Here is a 16,278-nt window from a genome sequence, read left to right as displayed (position 1 = left end):
CACCCGGCGCGCCTTCACGTTCGACGGATATTCCGCCACCAATTGTATCCCTGCGACTCGCGCGTCTCGACCAGCACGTCCTGTTCGGTGTTCAAACGTGCAGCGACCACGCCGCCGCCGGTCGTCGCCTTGCCCGGCTTGGCGAGCAGGTCGTCACGCCCGATCACCAGGCCAGCTGAGGAAAAACTCGAGAATTCGTACTGTTGGCCAAGCGCGATCGCGTCCGCCGGGCAGGCGTCCTCGCACAACCCGCAGAACAGGCACCGGGCCATGTCGATCTCGAATTTCGCCGGGTGTCGGTTGCCCTTCTCGTCCTCGTAGGGAATCACTTCGATGCAGTCGCACGGACAGATCCGTGCGCAGAGCTCACAGGCTACGCATTTGATCTCGCCCGCTTCGTCGCGCTTCAGGAAGTGATGCCCGCGGTAACGCGAATAGGGCAACCATTTTTCCTTGTCCGGATACTGCATGGTCACGGATCTGGAAAACATGTAGCCGAAAGTGAGCGCCAGCGCGTTCGCCAGATCGGCGAAGAACGCCCAGCCGATCCATCTTCCAGCTCTGTCCACTGCGCGCGACATCGTCGCCTCGTTGCAGCCCCCTAGAGGAAAGCAACACCGGTTATGATTATGTTCGCCATCGACAAAGGAAGCAAGACTTTCCACCCGATCGCCATCAGTTGGTCGTAGCGATAGCGCGGGAAAGTGAAGCGGAACCAGATAAACAGATAGACGAAGAAGGCGACCTTGAGCACGAACCAGAGGAGCGGCGGCAACGGGACCAGCACGCCGTTCCAGCCGCCGAAGAACAGGATCACCGCCAGGACCGACGTCAGGAGCATGACGGCGTATTCACTGACCATGAAGAATGCGAAGCGGATGCCGCTGTATTCGGTATGGAAACCGGCCCCCAGGTCGCCTTCCGCTTCCGCCAGGTCGAAGGGAATGCGCTGCGCTTCGGCCAGGCCGGCTACGAAAAATACAAAGAACCCTACCGGTTGGTAGACGATGTTCCAGACATTGGCTTGCGCCCGCACGATGTCGAGCAGGCTCATGGATTGCGCCAGCATGACCACGCCGATGACCGCGAACCCCATCGGGATCTCGTAGCTGATCATCTGCGCGCAGGTCCTGAGACTGCCCAGGACAGCGTACTTGCTGTTCGCCGCCCAGCCGCCGAAGATAACGCCATAGACCTCGATCCCGATCACCGCAAAGACGAAAAGCAGCGCCACATTCATGTTGGAGACGTAGAGAGTGATCTTGGTGCCGAGCACCGAGACGGATTCGCCGAAGGGGACCGCGACGAACACCACGAAGGGCGGAGCGAGCGCCAGGATTGGCGCCAATTTGAACAGGAAGCGGTCGGCCTCGGCCGGGATGTGGTCCTCCTTGGTCAAGAGCTTGACCCCATCCGCCACCGGCTGCAGCAGCCCATGCCATCCCACACGCATCGGCCCCATCCTCTGCTGCATGTGCCCCGCGATCTTGCGTTCCAGCCAGGTCAGCGGCAATGGCAGCAGCAGCAGGATCGCAATCAGAAACGCGACCTTGAAGACGATCAGCCCAAGAGCAACGACAAGTTCCATGGTCCGAGGCCACTCGTTCACGGGATCAGACCCGCGACCCGATTAGCACTGCACAGTGGTCAGGCTGCGCGGGCGTGGCAATTGCCAACCGCGGCGCAACTTGTGCAATGGTATCACAGCCTTGCCATCACTGGCTACGATGCGTGGGACAGGGCGGCAGGGCGAACCGAACTGCCATTCGATATTGTCTCGTACAATTTCGACAGAGCGCCTATCCTCGCGTCAGATCAACCGTGAAGCTCGTGTCACAACGCAGCCTCAAGGGGCGGCGCCCGCGCTTCCTACCAGTTTTGCCTGGCACCTGGCGTTTTGGGACTGAGTATTGCGCGGCGCGGCAACAGCGTTAGGAGCGACCCATGCAGCTCAGTTCAGGCAGCTTTGCCAACGGTACGACGATCCCGCGGCGCTTCACTTGCGACGGTGAGGATCGTTCCCCTCCCCTCGGCTGGACCGGCGCTCCGGCCGGAACCGGCAGCTTTGTCCTTCTCTGCGATGATCCGGACGCTCCGGCGGGGATCTGGCATCACTGGGCGGCCTATGACATTGCGGCCGATTGTGTAGGGCTGGCCGAAGGCGCCGCCCAGCACGCCGCCAAGCAAGGCTTCAGGCAGGCTACCAACGATTTCCGGCGACCAGGTTACGGTGGTCCCTGTCCACCGCATCGCCACGGCCCGCATCGCTACCACTTCCGGCTGCTGGCACTGTCGATAGATCACCTGCCGCTCGGCAACGACCCACCGTGTCAGGGAGTCGAACGAGAAGCGCGCAAGCATCTCCTCGCCGAGGCGCTCCTCGTCGGAATATATGAGCGATGATGGTCTTCGCTCGTGCGAACTCTGGCAAATTTGAGGAAAGCCTGCGGGTCATGAGCGACAGCACTTGTCGTAGTGGCCCCGGCTGCTTGCTCGGCGTCCGCTCGCGGTGGGCACCGTCATCCAATTGAGCTACTGTGCGCGATCGAGCACCGCAGAAAGTGGCCGTAGTGTCGCCAAGCGCGTCCAGCGGCCCACTTGGCTGCTTGGGTGCACGTGTTTTTTGTGAATGGCGCTCGTGCCATGACCACGCCGATCGTCCTGCCTTGGCCGTTGCAAAGCCTCTTGGAGGCGGTGACGCGGGCGGTGCTGCAACCTGGCGACCTGCCTCACATCGATTTCTCGCGACCGATCGGCGAGGCCGGACTGGTATCGCCGGACTCCGTGTCGTGGCGCGTATTCAAGAACCCGCTCTCGCTGTTCATCGGCGGCGTCACCGCGGTGATCCTGGAGCTTGCTGAACCGCGCGTGCGCACCGGCATATGGGAGCATACCTCTTTCCGCCTTGATCCAATTCAACGACTGCACACCACGGGGCTGGCTGCGATGGTGACGGTCTATGGCCCCCGCACCATGGCCGAGGCCATGATCGCCCGCGTTCGGCGAATACACGACCGCATTGAAGGCGTGACATCGTCAGGCGAGACGTACCACGCCAATGATCCCAACCTTCTGAACTGGGTTCAGGCCACGGCGGCGTACGGCTTTGTCCAGGCTTATCACGTCTATGTGCAGCAGTTCTCCGCATCGGAGCGCGACCGCTATTACGCCGAGGGCGTACCGGCTGCGCGCCTTTTCGGCGCCACAGGCGCGCCGGGATCGGAAGCCGAGCTTGAAGCGCTGTTCCATGCGACCGCCGGACGGCTGGAGCGCTCGGCCATAGTGTTCGAATTCCTCGCGATCATGTGTTCAGCGCCTATTCTGCCGCTGCCGCTGAGGCCGGCGCAGCTCCTGCTGGTGGCGGCCGCCGTTGATCTGGTGCCCTGTTGGGTGCAGGCGCTGTTGGGGCTCACCGGCCACGGATTGCACACTTGGGAATCTGGGGCAGTCCGGCAGGCTGGGGCTTTGGCGGATCGCCTCGTTACGGAATCCAGCCCAGCCGTTCAGGCCTGCCGGCGGATGCGCCTTCCGGCCGACTATTTGTATGTCCGTCGCAGCGCTATCGGCGCCCGCCCATGATTGTCTTGTTCACGGATTTCGGCTTGCATGGCCCCTACACGGGTCAGATGAAGGCTGTGTTGCACCAAATGGCGCCGGGCATCCCCGCGATCGACCTCTTCTCCGACGCGCCGGTCGGCAATCCCAAGGCGTCGGCCTACCTGCTGGCGGCCTACGCGGAGTGGTTTCCCGCGGGAACCGTCTTTCTCTGTGTCGTCGATCCAGGCGTCGGAGGGACGCGCCCGTCGGTCATCGTCGAGGCCGACGGTCGCTTGTATGTCGGCCCCGGCAACGGCCTCTTCGAGCTGATCCAGCGCCGCGCGGCTGAGACGTTCAGCTGGGATATCGACTGGAAGCCAAAGGCCCTGTCTGCCAGCTTCCACGGGCGTGACCTGTTTGCCCCCGTCGCGGCCATGCTGGCACGCCGTGAGCCGCCGCCCGGCAGGCCGCGCCTGGATGAAGCAGATCGCCGTAGAGACTGGCCGGAGGACCTCGCCGAGATCGTCTATATCGACCATTTCGGCAATGCCCTGACCGGCCTAAGGGCGGCCAGGCTGCCGGCGGGTGCAAGGCTCGCCGCAGCAGATCGCGTGCTGGAGGCCGCGACGACCTTCGGCGATCGTCCGCCGGGCACGGCCTTTTGGTACGAGAACTCGAACGGCCTTGCCGAGATTGCCGTCAATCAAGGCCGCGCTGACGGCGAGCTCGGTCTCGCGATCGGCAGTCCTGTGGAGATCGTCCTTTGAACGAAACCGGTTGTCCGTTGCGGCGTTGATCTATCGCGATGCGCAAGTCAACGAAACGAGGCCCGGGCGCCGATCCGCCGAAGCTGCAAAAAGGCGATGACAAGGCGCGGGCGACGACCGGCAACAAGCGGCTTGCCGAGCAGATTCGCAAGGTTCTCGCCAAGCACTATGCGAGCAAATACCGGGCGCGGTGAAAAACGCGATTGCCGCACCCGGAATGAGCACGAAGGGAGGTCGTCATGACCGATGGTATTGCTCAGAAAACCTGTACGCCCTGCCGCGGCGGCGTTCCGCCACTGACGCAGGAGGCAGCTGAGGGCTATCTGTCCCAGACCCCTGGCTGGGAATTGGAGGAGGCGCATCTGCTGCGCCGCAAATTCAAATTTGCGGATTTCCGTCAATCGCTCGACTTCGTCGACAAAGTTGGCCGATTGGCGGAACAAGAACGGCACCATCCCGACATCTGCTTCGGCTGGGGTTATGCGGCAGTCTCGCTGCAGACACACAAGATCAAGGGATTGCACGAGAACGACTTCATCATGGCCGCGAAGATCGACCTCATCGCCGGTTCGTAGAGAGGCACCCCGCACCCAACGGCCGGGACGGGTCCAGAAGTTCGCATTCATGATCCGCACGTCATGGGTGCGATGCCGCAACGAAGAAGTACTATGTGGTCGACACGCCGCCGAGCACCGTTGTCGTTTCTTGACCGCCTGTGGTTCGCGCACCCGGCTCGTGTTATCGTGGTTGCGGGAAACGGCGGACGCGCCGTGAGCGCCCCGCCGGTTCCCCATTGTGGGAGGAACCAATGGCTCATTACGTATTACTGTCGAACTTCACCGATCAAGGTATCAGGACTATAAAGGATACTCAGAAGCGGGCTGAGGCCTTCAAGGCGATGGCCAGCAAAAGCGGGGTCAAGGTTCACACGCTGTTGTGGACGCTTGGCAAACATGATGTCGTAGTGATTGCCGAGGCAGAAGACGACATTGCTGCGACCGCACTAGCCTTATCAATCGCATCAATGGGCAACATCAGAACTGAGACGCTGAGGGCATTCGACACGGCAGATATGACCAAGATATTGGCAAAGATGGCCTGACAGCCGCTTTGCCGACGTGCGCGGGTAATCGAAGCCGGCGCTGGGCTTGAGTGCTCGGCGCCCAAGTCGTCTAGCTATGTCTCATCCCGCCAGACCAACCCGCCTCTCCCAGTGGATCTTCACCATGCGCCGGAACCGGACCGTGTGCGCCTGCTCTCCTGTTCCGTGGAATAGCTCGGCGCTCGTGCATTTCCGGCTCTTGCGTTGCTGGCAGCGCCACGGCCCGGATATGACCAGATGTTGAAGATCAACCGCGCGCTCATATTTGCCTCTCACAAACGGCCCTGCACGTCACCGGAGTTCATTGGGTTCGTCGCCGAAAAGCATTTCCAGCTTTTGGCGTAACGCCATCATTACCGTGCGCGCGACCGCGACATCGCCCGCGGAGAGCCGGCCGCAAGCTCCCCAACCAGAGGGCTCCGCAGCCGCAAGGCCGCGTTATAGGTCGCCCTGCCGCGAGCGGTCAGGACGACGAGTTGTGCGCAACGCTGATGCGGGTTCGGATCGAACGCGACGATGTGCTCTCTGTGCAGATCGTTGACGATCCGCTGCACGTTCTGACGGTTCCCCCTTGCGGGATAGGGACCACGGTCGGTCCGCCTGCCCCGCCGCGATCCTTCTACTACGTTTGATGAGCCTCAGCAGCCCACAAGTCAACAAAATCAAGATGATGCGCGGAGGTTCGCCACCGGGACCTGGCTAACGGAAGGAAGAAATATGTGCTAAATCATTGATAAATAACGACAATGGTGGGCCCGGAGGATGTGCCGGGACCGTTGATTTCATTGGCTTTCTCGTGGGCCAAAATCAGAAATCTTCCCGTATCGCTCCGTATGGTTCCGCGCCTAAGCAAAGGACGCTGCACAAGATGGGGCTTCATGCAGGTCTGAGCCCCCGACCACTGTGGCGAGCGAGCAATCTTGGGTGAGATGAGCAATGCTGGCCGCAAGCTCCATAGGTCCACCTAGGTGTTCAAGCACCTGGCGGGCAAGCGACTCCGACTCCTCCTTGGAAAGAGGCGGTACGTCGATGACGCTCAGACGGTCTCCAGAAAAGGAATAGCTGCTTGCCTGGGCCCGGATATGCTCAACTCCATATCGTCGGAAGACAATGAGCAATTTTACACGACCCACGTTGGCCGCGGCGTAATTGAACAATGGCTGGAGACTTGTCGCTGTCATGAGCATCATCGACGACGAGGAGCAGGTCACCGGAACCAAGCTCTTCTAGAGACACCTTGGTGATCTCCATTGTCGGTGAGACAAGCCTGATCCTAGTCGCAGACTGATCGGCGGCGATTTGGTCCAGAATGGCTTGGAGCTCGAGATTTGCCGCCGCCGCCAGACCCCGTTACCAGCGTCACGCCAACGTCCGGATTCTTGTGTGCTTCCAAGGCTTCAGCAAGGGGAGCTTCTCTGCCGACCAGCTGCCAAGTATGGGTGAACAAGGTTTCCTTGCGTGCGAGAGCCGCAAAGAATTCCTGAGCCGTTTCCCACGGACTTGTGGGAGAGACGCCGAGAAGGCTATTGTCGATGTAGTCATCAGCATCCCAAAGGCTTCGGGTCGTTCCTAATATTCGGTTCAATCCGCTCAATGACGGGCTCGAACGCGGCATTAGCGACTTCGATGAGCACAGATCGATCAGCCCCGGCGACTGGCAGGGACGCAATGATGGCATTGGGATCCATGAGAGGATGATCCTTTTGGAGTGGCGTTTGGGACATCAGCCTGCGGTCGCCATGCCGACGGTGGTTCTTAGTGTGGTGGCCAATCGAGCCCAGGCGCTACCCTATGCTTACATGCGCACAGGCAGGATACGTGAGAATTTCGCAGATGCGGTCCAAAGCAGATGGGGCAGCACCTGCGGGCAGTCCGTCATCCAGGTCCTGCAAGGTGGGAGCTGAGTTGCTTACCTCAGCAGTGCCGCTCGCCCGCGCTATGGCCGGCAGTTCTAAGCTTTAGAGGAATAATGCGGGGCCGTTTTCGGATGAAAACGCCGATTGCCAAACGCCGCACCGGCTGGAATTTTTCGCGCTCAGCCTCTCCGTAAGCCGTAAAAGCGCGGAAAATTACGTGTCGCTGAATTTTCCGCGCTTTTGGATTCACGAGCGGGAATTTTCCGCGCTTTTAAACTGATCGGAGCTATTTAAATCGCTTGAGAATCCATCCGTTGCTACAATATCAAAGAGCGCACGGGGCAGACCGACACCAACTGGAGGCAAAGCAATGGAAGAGATTCAGAAGCGCCGCGTCGGCCGCCCAATTGGCAGCGGCGTCAAGAACAACGATCAGGCCCTTGCCAAGGTCGCAAGTATCTTGCTGGATAATCCTTCCATGAAGGCGACTTCAGCCATGAGGCGGGTCCTCAATGATATGTCCAGCTCGCGGAGGGAGACAGACGTTACCTTGATCCGTCGATGGCAGGGGCGCTGGAAGCTGAACAGACAGAAATTCATGAACGAAGCGGCGGCAACGAGAGCTGCAAGGACGGCGAGAGCGCCCTCGCGCACGACGTCATCGATCTCCGACTCGGCTAGCGAGTACCTTATGCGGAAAGCCAAAGAGACGGCGAGTATGTACAATTTTTCGGAAGCATCTGCTCTCCAAAAGGCCGCGGCTGGATACCTCGATACGCCCCTCAGGAAAGAGGTACATGGTGTTTTAGACTCACTGGCGCTGAGGACGGCGCTGGGTCTTCACGAATCGTCCATTCAGCGAGAATTGCGGCGCATGACGGATTCCACTGTCATGGAACGATGCTGAAAGCCTTGGAGGAGCAGGATCGCTTCCTTGCCGAGCTGAAAAAATGGGGTTGAGGCTACAAAAACTGCCCAATAACGGCAATTGACGCCAAGGCAGCGCGCGACCGGTTCGCGAAGGACAGATTTCGGCCCCAGCCGGGACTGAAACGACGCATTTTGTAGGTATAATTTTCTAAGATGGCGCTTTTGCAATTGACGCCTGCAAGGGTGCCTCATGCTTGCGCCGTAAAACGCAACACGAGCGCAGACGGTTCAGTCTGTCGTTTGAACCTGGAATCTGGTGAAGGCAACCGAACCAATGGACAAGATCACAATCGACTTCTGGGGCTTTGCAATAACGGCCGAAGGGTTTTACGGCGTCTTGGCCGCGTCGGGGCTGGTGATGGCCATTGTCATTGTGTTGAAGGTCGGGAGGCGTCGGGGTACCTAAGGCTGCTTCTCGGCAAGACGGAGGGCATCGATGTGCGAAGCCAGTATGACATTGTTAAAGATTGGGCACTCCTATCCGACGACGAGGCGATGGAAGCCGAGATCGAAGGCACGGCAAGGACGCTACCACGTCGGTCGCCTAGTGTCCCTTGGAAGTGTCTGGCAATCGTGAAGATGCCGAATATCGATTCTGGTTCGATCTGTTTTTGAGACTTTCCAGAAAGGACGACGTCGGGTGGGCTTAGCCCGTAGGAGACTAACCTAACCAATCTGTCCCAGTTCGCATGGGACGCCACTCCCGCAAACGATAGCGGCTGCTCTTCGTGCTTCACACGCTAAGCTGTAAAGTCAAAGCCGACGCCGTACCTCCGTTCTATGACCCACTCGGGGACCAGCATCCCGCCATCGGCCAACGCGTTGCCTTTGCGATTGGCAAAAGGATTGGCGGAAAGGGCCATGAACGAGGATGACGACACCCTCTTCTTGGTCTTCGATGAAACCGAACAACCCGAAAACGCCGCCAGGTGAGAATGATGGCGAAGCGCCAGAATAGCATTGGTCTCCTTAGCCTCGAACCTTCCGCCAAGGCGGACTACCCCAAAGACTTGACGTCGCAGTCCTCCGACGGCGGAAGCCTGCGCCCGTATCGTTGGTGAAGACGAAACGATTGTTTCGAAACTTCAGGAACGAGGGCCACGTTGGCGGAACCGGCCTGACAGTTCTCACGTGGATAAGCACGTCGTCATGCTCCCGAGCGTCGGGGGCATCTACGACTGCGTAGTGAGTATGAGTTTCGGTTCTGCCGTCGGCTACCGCCATAACCACGTCAAACCGACTCGGGGGTCGCAGATGCGCAACTGAGATCGCTATAGCTTGCACATCATCCCCAGAGCTACGCTCGCCAAAGTACAGATTTGCCGCGCAGTTCAGTACCTGCTGGTGGTTGCACGCAAGAATGTCCGCCGTATTTGACACATCGATCCAGCCACCGACGTGCTCGGCTTGATAGACGTCGCCATCCAGGAGAACAGCCAACAGCGTTGGCGAAAGCGGCAGGAAGAGAAGCGCACCTGCGCTGGAGATTCCAAAAGATCTGTGCTGCGCATGCCTGTGCTGTTGATGCCAGCGGTTGGCGAGAGCAGCAGGGTCATCTGATGTGAGAAACGGCACCGAGGTAAGGTTGCGAACAACCCGCACCTTTAGATCGTCTACGACGCTCATCGTTTTGGCGTAGTGATGCATCGCCGAGATCACCGCACTTTTGACGGCCTCCTTGAAAGACGGTTGTTCGAAGTCCGCACCTTTGACTGACGTGGCAGCGAAAGCAAACTCCGCGGATCGACGCGCGGCGGCTTCTGTGCGGACATGCTGCAGGTAGGCGAAACGCCTGAGGATTGTGGCATGAAGATCCTTGATGACCGCACGTGGCTTGAGCAACGACGAAACGCAGTCGCCATAGTGTCCCTCGACGGTCTGGATTGCGGTTTCGAGCCTTGGGTCCTGCCCGTAGAAGTAATCCCTGGAACACTGATTCTTCACCGGGGCATCGAAGAATGATTGGTTGCGATCAAGGTTAAACAGGTGAATGGCTTTGCCTTCGGCACACACGCTGAAGGGCGATAGATGTACCCGGGGAACAAAGTGCTGGTTCTTGTTCTCCGCCATGCAATTGAGCGATCCGCCATTCCGGCACTGCCGTGGGGGCGCTCAAACACCCGCGCCAAGCCGTTGCTATCACACAGAGCTTCCAGCGGGAATGTACGTCTCAGGCCCGCCCTTCCTGGCACTCAATCGAAGAGACGTGACGAACGCCGTCGCAGGGTGGCGTTCGTTTCACGAAGCGTCAGACTTGGATGCGGCCGACGCGCTGTCCCGGGAGGACGGCTCCAAAGGAGACGGCGTGCAGGGCTGGCTTGTCCCCAACACGGGAGCGCAGCGAAGGAGCGGGCAGGAACGGGACAAGACGGCCGCGCCGGCTAGACCCGAGTAACCTTCCGATACCATGCCAAGGCGTCCGAAGGCCGGCGAAAAAGAATAGCGGTCGATCCTCGCTCAGGGCGAACCAGTAGTTCCGCTGAACATGAAGTCGGCGCGCGAGAAAGTGCCATCCGTGCGGTTTTATCGAACACGGGGATATGCTGCGCGATCTCCCGTTCCTTGACCAACCAGGCGAGGTTCGCTGCCGATCCGTAGGCGCTGTCGGCGGCCAGATGCGTCGGCTTCTGGGCCGCAAGCGGACTATTTGTTTTCGGGTTGGCCGGTCTAGAAACGGACTAACACGTCCAGCATAGCGCGGACCGCTTGGCGCCAACAGCCGTCCTGAGAACTGTCCGGTTGACTCCCCGCGGTTCGCAAGCGAATTTTCATCCAGGAGGTCGACAGATCTAACGGCGCGGGTCAACGGCGAAGGCGACCTGAATAAGAGCGTGCCTGCCAACACGATCCCCACGGAGCAATCACCGATCCCTAACTAGGGACGTCGCAAACCCTCCAGCCCTCTGGCTACCCAATTCGCGCTCTGTGTATGCGGTGAACTGTAGCAATCTCTGCCAAAAGAGTTCTTCAACCCGAGTCGAGGCAAATTCTTTGGACAGTTCTCCGATGCGTCTTGCAGTGTAGCGGATGTGGCTACACTCGTCGCCACTTAACTTGCATAGCGTTCGACCCAGCATGTCTAGGTTACGGTGCGGGCAATATGCCTCGAGCACGGGCTCCAACAACTTCTGGTGAATGCGGGTCCTCACCTCACCGAGGTTCACCTGAATCAAATAGTCGAGCACCCTCCAGGTTTCGAGGCTAGCGGCCTCGACCTGGCTGTGCTGCATGGGGGGAAACTGGGTCTCAACGGCCCCGCGCACATTATCTGGCAATGCGTCTGGAAATACCAGATCGGCGAGACGAAGGTACATTCGGCAATGACCTGCCTCATCCTCGACATGCTGGCTCAGATCGTCAACAAGCCCGGCACTTGTGCAAGCGTTGGCAATCTTCGCTAAGTCGCGGGAACCCTCGCCCTCTTTGATCGCATTCGAGACAAGCGACTGCAGCACCCATACCGGGTTCTCAATATGCGACCTAAAACTGTTGCCGTAGTCGGCGAGGAAGTATGGCGGCACGTGACGTGCAACAGCGTCGCCAAACAGCCGAAGGTAGTCGCGCGTTGCTATGTCGCCTTGTTCGTCAAGGGCAGTTTCAACAAAACGCGCGACGTAGTCCATTGTCATTTTTCAACTTCGAGCGGGCCATTGCAAGCGATAAAAGGGGCCATGCCGTCCTTGAAGGGTGAACTGCTGATACCGATTATCCCTGCGTTGATGGCAATGTTGTCGACCTTCAGGGTTGTCCCATCGACATAACCGGAAATGCGTATGCCTTTACCTCCAGCGAGGGACCTGAGGGCCTTAGCTTGATCTTCACTCAGTTCGAAGGAAAGCGGTGCTTCAGACATAGTCGAAAACTCCTTTGCCATAGAATTCACTGAACGCCGTTATAATTGCAAATCTTGCGATGGGAGACAATTGCAAAAGGACACGCTTCAAAGCAGAAGCGCCGCCAAACTCTTCAAGGTCAGCCAAGAATGTCCTAGTATCCGCCACAACGATTGCAGGACGCTCCCAACGCTCTTGCCCAACGCTGTAAATGATCTCTGCCAAGTGGTTATCGAACCACCAACGCGACACCGAAATGCTAACTGAGAGGGATTGGACGTAATGCCAGTAACTGGGAGGGATATGCAGGAGGTCGCATGGACCGACGATTGCATGACGTAACGACGGCACGCGTTGCCAGACATTGGGGTCCGTCGGCGAGGCATCGCAATGGTGCCCTCGCACTGTGGCGCCGTCCGTGAGCGCGAAGGTATCCCGTGGGTGGCAGACTGCAACATATTTCCACCCAAACAACTGAATGAAGTAATTATGGTTCGTGACGTAGTCGTTGTGGTTATCTTGATGAAAGGTTTGCACCGTTCCTGGCGGACCGATCCATATGTTGTCGAAGTATGCCGGCTCGCGTGATCGAGGTGAAACAGGCAATCGATGCGCGATGTCGACGAAGGACGCGTCACTCTGCCTGAGATAAAATTCAGTTGTGTCGAGACCAGCGAGATAATCGCCCAATCTCTGTTGCGCCCGGAGGTTCCGCCATCGTTCCTTATGCTCGAGCGTGACCAAGCGCGTCCCATGCCGTGCCGCGATACGCTGGGGTGTGAGGAGGGCAGCAAGTTCATCCAGAGCGGAAACGTCTCGCGACACCCAGGGAGTTTCCATCAGCTCTGCTGCGCACTTCATTCCGATGATGGGGATGCAACCTATTTCCCGAAATCTCACATCGGGACAAACGTATGACAAGTCTGGAGGAGCCGTCTGCAACATCCTCAGCCTCCAAGGGCAGCAACATATCCGCTTGGCAACTGGTCAGCATCGAACGCGGTCCAAGGGATATGATAGTGCACTCGGCTAAGATCCGACTGCCCATTTGCTTGCCATCGTTCCCGATGGGCTGCCAAGGTGCCGGCAAATTCGAGGCCCAGATCACCGAACACGACTATGTCGCGGCCGTGATAAAGCGCGCCCGAGCGGCGCTCGCTATCGATGAGACCGAAAGAGTAGTGTGTGAGGTCGAATGTACGCTCGACGCCTAGGTTCACAGCGCGGAAATTCGGTTCAGCGCCAAAAAGGTAGCTCCGGAATGCCAAAGAATCCAAAACAGGGTGACCAAAGCCTCGGCCCTTTTCAATATGCAAGAAGGACTTCGGTCGCGGATCAATAAGCTTTTCAAGCGGGATGTACCATGTGTCCTCATCTGCAATGGAACCGGTTGTAGGGACGGACACGGACATCCTAGCGCCGACCGTGAGTAGTCCTTTCTCGGTTGCTAGGAAGATCGTAAAGCAGTCCCCGCCACCCGGAATCGCTACAGGCATAGCGAGCATGCCTCCCGGCACCCGCAACGCCTCGCGAAGCAGTCGCGGGATGCCACGAAACGCAGAAGTGGCTATTATGACGTCGAAGAGACCCAGCTCGGGCAGTCGATCGACCCAATCACCTAATTGCACGCGCACACCAGAAGTGCCGATGAGGGCGCGCTGTGATTGATCGAAGAGGTCGGGAATAATCTCGCAACCAAATATCAGTGGGACGTCTCCTTCCCTGCCGGCTAGCAAGGAGAGTACTGACACCAGATAACCAGTTCCTGTTCCAATTTCGTATATGCGCTTCCCCCTCAGATCGCCGAGTTCTCTGATTATCCACCTAAGAAACGTTCGATCCGATATTGCTGAGAGAGTTGTCCCATCTGCGTCTGAGAACGTTCGAATAGGACCATCAAAACGCTCATGCCCCCTCGGGGCAAATCGCGCTATGTCCACCCCCGCGAAAGCGGCGTTGATGTCAGTATCGCCCATGGCACTAGGTTTAGCTAATTGATCTTACCTTAAGCTAATAGAGAGCGTCAGTTCGCACCGCGATGCAAGCACTTTTGCCAATACTAGTCTCCAGCTATCCATTTCAGTTGAACCCACATTCCATGCCTGTTCATGGCGCGACCGCGACGGCGCGCGTTGTCAACCGAAATGTCTGCTTCCGGGCAGAGGTAAAGTTCGCCTCTATGGCCGACACGAGGCGCAAAAGCTGCCAGGCGGCGTTGGGCCGTTGCAGGTTGGCAGTTTTAAGGCACAAATAGTCGGAAACGAACGTTGAGGCACCCCGCTAGGCATAGTCGTGACCTGACCCAAAGCTACCGTTTCGGCCAACACGGAAAAGCCCTCCAAAAGGGCCTCGCACTCAGTTCGCCATAGGCCGATTGCAGTGCGACGAATAGATCGCTTGCTGCGCTCAAACCCGGCTACAGCGAGAAATTCGCTACTGGTGCGGCATCGTGATGCCGGCCGCGGTCGGCGGCAGCGTGGTCGGTGCCTGCCAATTAACGTCGACTTTGCCCGACGCGGTCAGCCCTTGCGGGAGAAAGGCGGCCTGATCGAGCCTAACGACAAGGACGTAGTCACGGCGCTGTCCTGTCGGTGTGATCTGGATCGACCCCTTCTGTCCCAGCGTTGTAGGGATCTTGCCCTTGGTCAGTTCCAACTTGAACCACAGGGGGACCGTACCTGAAAACACCGGCGTGACGACATGGGCGAGCATGTAGATCGGCTGCGTGAGCCGCACATGGTAGGTTGTGCTGTCGCCATTGGGCGTATCAAGCGATGTCGACCCCGTCGCCGACTTCGCGCCCAAGGTAACCAGCGCGCCGCCGATTGGAATGGTGCCGCTTATCTTGCAGAACTCTACTTTGCCGCCGACCACTAAGCCGGCAAGGCCAAGTGTATTTTGAATGCGAAAAGCGAGGCCGTCATTCTCATTCCAGCTGTGATCGATATGATCGACGTGGAGCGCGCCGTAGAAAGCTTCGTTGAATGCCGGCACAACCTCGAAACCAATGCGACCTGGAAGCGGCCAAGGGCAATCGGTCCAAGTTCGAGCGATATAGCCCGAGTAGCCGTACGATTGATCGTCATCGTGCGATCGTTAAATCCAAGATTGTTGAATGCCTCGATCGTGTCTTCGATTGGCCTTCCGTGACGTCGAACTGGACATCCTGGCCTGCGCGCCCGCGGTACGGTGCCGCCATTCTTGAAGTGACCAGTGTAGCGCTCGCGGGGAAATAGGAAGCCATCGCTGCCGATTTAGTATTTCTGAAGGTCGGATTATAGTCTTTGCAGGCCATCTCGCTCAGAATAATTCGCGGCGGAGGGCACGTAGCAAAGATGGGTTCGCAAGCTCGATCAACGGCATCTTCTCTGTCGAAACGCCAACAGTGACGCGCAGTAGAACCGCGAAGGCGTGACGAACGAGATCGAGAGAGTGATCGTCGGCCCAATAGTCGCTGGACGGTCTCTTGCGCGTTCTCGCCCAAGTTGGTGGCACGCCATGAGCGATGTCATTCCTGATCGCAAATGCAAGACTGGCCGCATTGGACCATGTCTGAAGAAGGGTGCGCTCGTCTCCCGCTGGCAGCGGTTGACGCGAATGTTTCAAGCATCCCGATCAAATCAGAGATCATCTTCGCGTCGGTCTCGGGTCGAATGCCCTTTGGATTGACGCCCTTGAGCTTCCACAACGCCGCTCCAGGTGATGTTCGATGCTGGCGGCGAAGATGATGATCGGCGCAATGCGCTGGCCAACCAGCGGCTTCAACCCAAGCCGCTCTTCGAGGGTATCGGCCCTTCCATAGGTCATTCGCGATCTCGCGACACCTTGCCCGGACGGGGCGGACCATACATTTTTGCGGCAGCATCCTTCAAGATCCATTGTCGAGCATCCGCTCCGCCGGCAGCTTCTTGAGCCGCGCGTTCTCGTCCTCCAGCGCCGTCAGGGGACGGGCGTCGGACAATTCCATCCCCGCCAAACTTCGCCTTGAACTTATAGAAGGTCGCTGCCGAAATGCCGTGCTTGCGGCAAAAGTCCGCCGTATTCGCACCGAGAATGTCTCGGGGCTTGAAGATCGATCAATCGAACCAACGTTGTGGATAGGTGGCAGAGCGGTCGATTGCGCATCCCTGATAAGGAGGTGGACCTTCATCGGTCTCGTGGGTTCGAACCCCGCCCTGAATTAGAAAAGCCCGCTCCTGGATTCAGTCGAGCGGGCCCTTAAAGGCTATTTTGTTTTCGGCTATGGTCCGCGG

16 protein-coding genes and 2 pseudogenes are annotated in these 16,278 nt (G+C 58.5%); 8 read left to right on the top strand and 10 right to left on the bottom strand.

The features are described from left to right. Positions 1-14 precede the first annotated feature (14 nt). Both EJ070_RS18395 and nuoH read right to left on the bottom strand, forming a co-directional pair. The gene (locus tag EJ070_RS18395) at positions 15-581 is read right to left on the bottom strand and encodes an NADH-quinone oxidoreductase subunit I (RefSeq protein WP_126092619.1); all 567 of its coding nucleotides are present in this window, start codon (positions 579-581) and stop codon (positions 15-17) included. A gap of 20 nt (positions 582-601) precedes the next feature. Next, positions 602-1,588, bottom strand: a complete 987-nt coding sequence (gene nuoH / locus EJ070_RS18390; RefSeq protein WP_126092618.1) for an NADH-quinone oxidoreductase subunit NuoH — start codon at positions 1,586-1,588, stop codon at positions 602-604. 356 nt (positions 1,589-1,944) lie between these two features. Here nuoH and EJ070_RS18385 point away from each other — a divergent pair, with 356 nt between their 5' ends. The 8 genes from EJ070_RS18385 to EJ070_RS37460 all read left to right on the top strand — a co-directional run bounded on the left by EJ070_RS18385 (position 1,945) and on the right by EJ070_RS37460 (position 8,598). Beyond that, positions 1,945-2,403: a YbhB/YbcL family Raf kinase inhibitor-like protein gene (locus EJ070_RS18385; protein ID WP_126092617.1), complete on the top strand. Its 459-nt coding sequence runs from the start codon at positions 1,945-1,947 to the stop codon at positions 2,401-2,403. A gap of 240 nt (positions 2,404-2,643) precedes the next feature. Beyond that, entirely contained in the window at positions 2,644-3,579 is a 936-nt protein-coding gene (locus EJ070_RS18380; RefSeq protein ID WP_126092616.1) for an oxygenase MpaB family protein, read from the top strand. Positions 3,580-3,584: 5 nt separating this feature from the next. Next, complete coding sequence (locus EJ070_RS18375) at positions 3,585-4,304, top strand: SAM-dependent chlorinase/fluorinase (RefSeq protein ID WP_210211951.1); 720 nt, start codon at positions 3,585-3,587, stop codon at positions 4,302-4,304. Positions 4,305-4,342: 38 nt separating this feature from the next. After that, a complete protein-coding gene (locus EJ070_RS36305; protein ID WP_189349918.1) occupies positions 4,343-4,498 on the top strand; it encodes a hypothetical protein in 156 nt (51 codons plus the stop codon). Between the two features lie 45 nt (positions 4,499-4,543). Beyond that, complete coding sequence (locus tag EJ070_RS18370; RefSeq protein WP_126092614.1) at positions 4,544-4,879, top strand: 4a-hydroxytetrahydrobiopterin dehydratase; 336 nt, start codon at positions 4,544-4,546, stop codon at positions 4,877-4,879. 233 nt (positions 4,880-5,112) lie between these two features. Beyond that, the gene (locus tag EJ070_RS18365) at positions 5,113-5,406 is read left to right on the top strand and encodes a GYD domain-containing protein (RefSeq protein WP_125000291.1); all 294 of its coding nucleotides are present in this window, start codon (positions 5,113-5,115) and stop codon (positions 5,404-5,406) included. Between the two features lie 2,226 nt (positions 5,407-7,632). Further along, positions 7,633-8,169 (top strand): hypothetical protein, encoded by a 537-nt coding sequence (locus EJ070_RS18360; protein ID WP_126043593.1) that lies wholly within the window; start codon positions 7,633-7,635, stop codon positions 8,167-8,169. A 297-nt stretch (positions 8,170-8,466) separates the two neighbouring features. After that, a complete protein-coding gene (locus EJ070_RS37460; RefSeq protein ID WP_268929511.1) occupies positions 8,467-8,598 on the top strand; it encodes a hypothetical protein in 132 nt (43 codons plus the stop codon). Between the two features lie 563 nt (positions 8,599-9,161). Here EJ070_RS37460 and EJ070_RS18355 read toward each other — a convergent pair. The 8 genes and pseudogenes from EJ070_RS18355 to EJ070_RS18315 form a co-directional block, all read right to left on the bottom strand. After that, positions 9,162-10,262: a DUF4238 domain-containing protein gene (locus EJ070_RS18355; protein WP_091595756.1), complete on the bottom strand. Its 1,101-nt coding sequence runs from the start codon at positions 10,260-10,262 to the stop codon at positions 9,162-9,164. 411 nt (positions 10,263-10,673) lie between these two features. Further along, a pseudogene (locus EJ070_RS18345) lies at positions 10,674-10,807 on the bottom strand (IS5/IS1182 family transposase); the annotation flags it as partial. Positions 10,808-11,053: 246 nt separating this feature from the next. Next, positions 11,054-11,815, bottom strand: coding sequence for a hypothetical protein (locus EJ070_RS18340; RefSeq protein WP_091595760.1), 762 nt, complete (start codon positions 11,813-11,815; stop codon positions 11,054-11,056). Positions 11,816-11,817: 2 nt separating this feature from the next. After that, the gene (locus EJ070_RS18335) at positions 11,818-12,045 is read right to left on the bottom strand and encodes a hypothetical protein (RefSeq protein WP_091595762.1); all 228 of its coding nucleotides are present in this window, start codon (positions 12,043-12,045) and stop codon (positions 11,818-11,820) included. Next, positions 12,038-12,970 (bottom strand): cupin-like domain-containing protein, encoded by a 933-nt coding sequence (locus EJ070_RS18330; protein ID WP_126092613.1) that lies wholly within the window; start codon positions 12,968-12,970, stop codon positions 12,038-12,040. The genes EJ070_RS18335 and EJ070_RS18330 overlap by 8 nt, the downstream gene beginning before the upstream one ends. A 2-nt stretch (positions 12,971-12,972) precedes the next feature. After that, complete coding sequence (locus EJ070_RS18325; RefSeq protein WP_091595766.1) at positions 12,973-14,001, bottom strand: hypothetical protein; 1,029 nt, start codon at positions 13,999-14,001, stop codon at positions 12,973-12,975. A 457-nt stretch (positions 14,002-14,458) separates the two neighbouring features. Beyond that, positions 14,459-15,019 (bottom strand): hypothetical protein, encoded by a 561-nt coding sequence (locus EJ070_RS18320; protein WP_091595768.1) that lies wholly within the window; start codon positions 15,017-15,019, stop codon positions 14,459-14,461. Between the two features lie 883 nt (positions 15,020-15,902). Beyond that, positions 15,903-16,098: pseudogene (locus EJ070_RS18315) on the bottom strand (transposase); the annotation flags it as partial. Positions 16,099-16,278: the final 180 nt, after the last annotated feature.

This window comes from Mesorhizobium sp. M1E.F.Ca.ET.045.02.1.1, assembly GCF_003952485.1.
Lineage (GTDB): Bacteria > Pseudomonadota > Alphaproteobacteria > Rhizobiales > Rhizobiaceae > Mesorhizobium.
Note: the sequence above shows the minus strand (reverse complement) of the source record. Positions and strands in the feature narration are given on the sequence as shown.

Excerpts from the sequence above, each read along its gene's own strand:
- EJ070_RS18360 (WP_126043593.1), top strand. The coding sequence starts at position 7,633 with ATGGAAGAGATTCAGAAGCGCCGCGTCGGCCGCCCAATTGGCAGCGGC.
- EJ070_RS18385 (WP_126092617.1), top strand. The coding sequence starts at position 1,945 with ATGCAGCTCAGTTCAGGCAGCTTTGCCAACGGTACGACGATCCCGCGG.
- EJ070_RS18355 (WP_091595756.1), bottom strand. The coding sequence starts at position 10,262 with ATGGCGGAGAACAAGAACCAGCACTTTGTTCCCCGGGTACATCTATCG.
- EJ070_RS18370 (WP_126092614.1), top strand. The coding sequence starts at position 4,544 with ATGACCGATGGTATTGCTCAGAAAACCTGTACGCCCTGCCGCGGCGGC.
- EJ070_RS18325 (WP_091595766.1), bottom strand. The coding sequence starts at position 14,001 with ATGGGCGATACTGACATCAACGCCGCTTTCGCGGGGGTGGACATAGCG.
- EJ070_RS18365 (WP_125000291.1), top strand. The coding sequence starts at position 5,113 with ATGGCTCATTACGTATTACTGTCGAACTTCACCGATCAAGGTATCAGG.
- EJ070_RS18335 (WP_091595762.1), bottom strand. The coding sequence starts at position 12,045 with ATGTCTGAAGCACCGCTTTCCTTCGAACTGAGTGAAGATCAAGCTAAG.
- EJ070_RS37460 (WP_268929511.1), top strand. The coding sequence starts at position 8,467 with ATGGACAAGATCACAATCGACTTCTGGGGCTTTGCAATAACGGCCGAA.
- EJ070_RS18340 (WP_091595760.1), bottom strand. The coding sequence starts at position 11,815 with ATGGACTACGTCGCGCGTTTTGTTGAAACTGCCCTTGACGAACAAGGC.
- EJ070_RS36305 (WP_189349918.1), top strand. The coding sequence starts at position 4,343 with ATGCGCAAGTCAACGAAACGAGGCCCGGGCGCCGATCCGCCGAAGCTG.
- EJ070_RS18380 (WP_126092616.1), top strand. The coding sequence starts at position 2,644 with ATGACCACGCCGATCGTCCTGCCTTGGCCGTTGCAAAGCCTCTTGGAG.
- nuoH (WP_126092618.1), bottom strand. The coding sequence starts at position 1,588 with ATGGAACTTGTCGTTGCTCTTGGGCTGATCGTCTTCAAGGTCGCGTTT.
- EJ070_RS18330 (WP_126092613.1), bottom strand. The coding sequence starts at position 12,970 with ATGTTGCAGACGGCTCCTCCAGACTTGTCATACGTTTGTCCCGATGTG.
- EJ070_RS18395 (WP_126092619.1), bottom strand. The coding sequence starts at position 581 with ATGTCGCGCGCAGTGGACAGAGCTGGAAGATGGATCGGCTGGGCGTTC.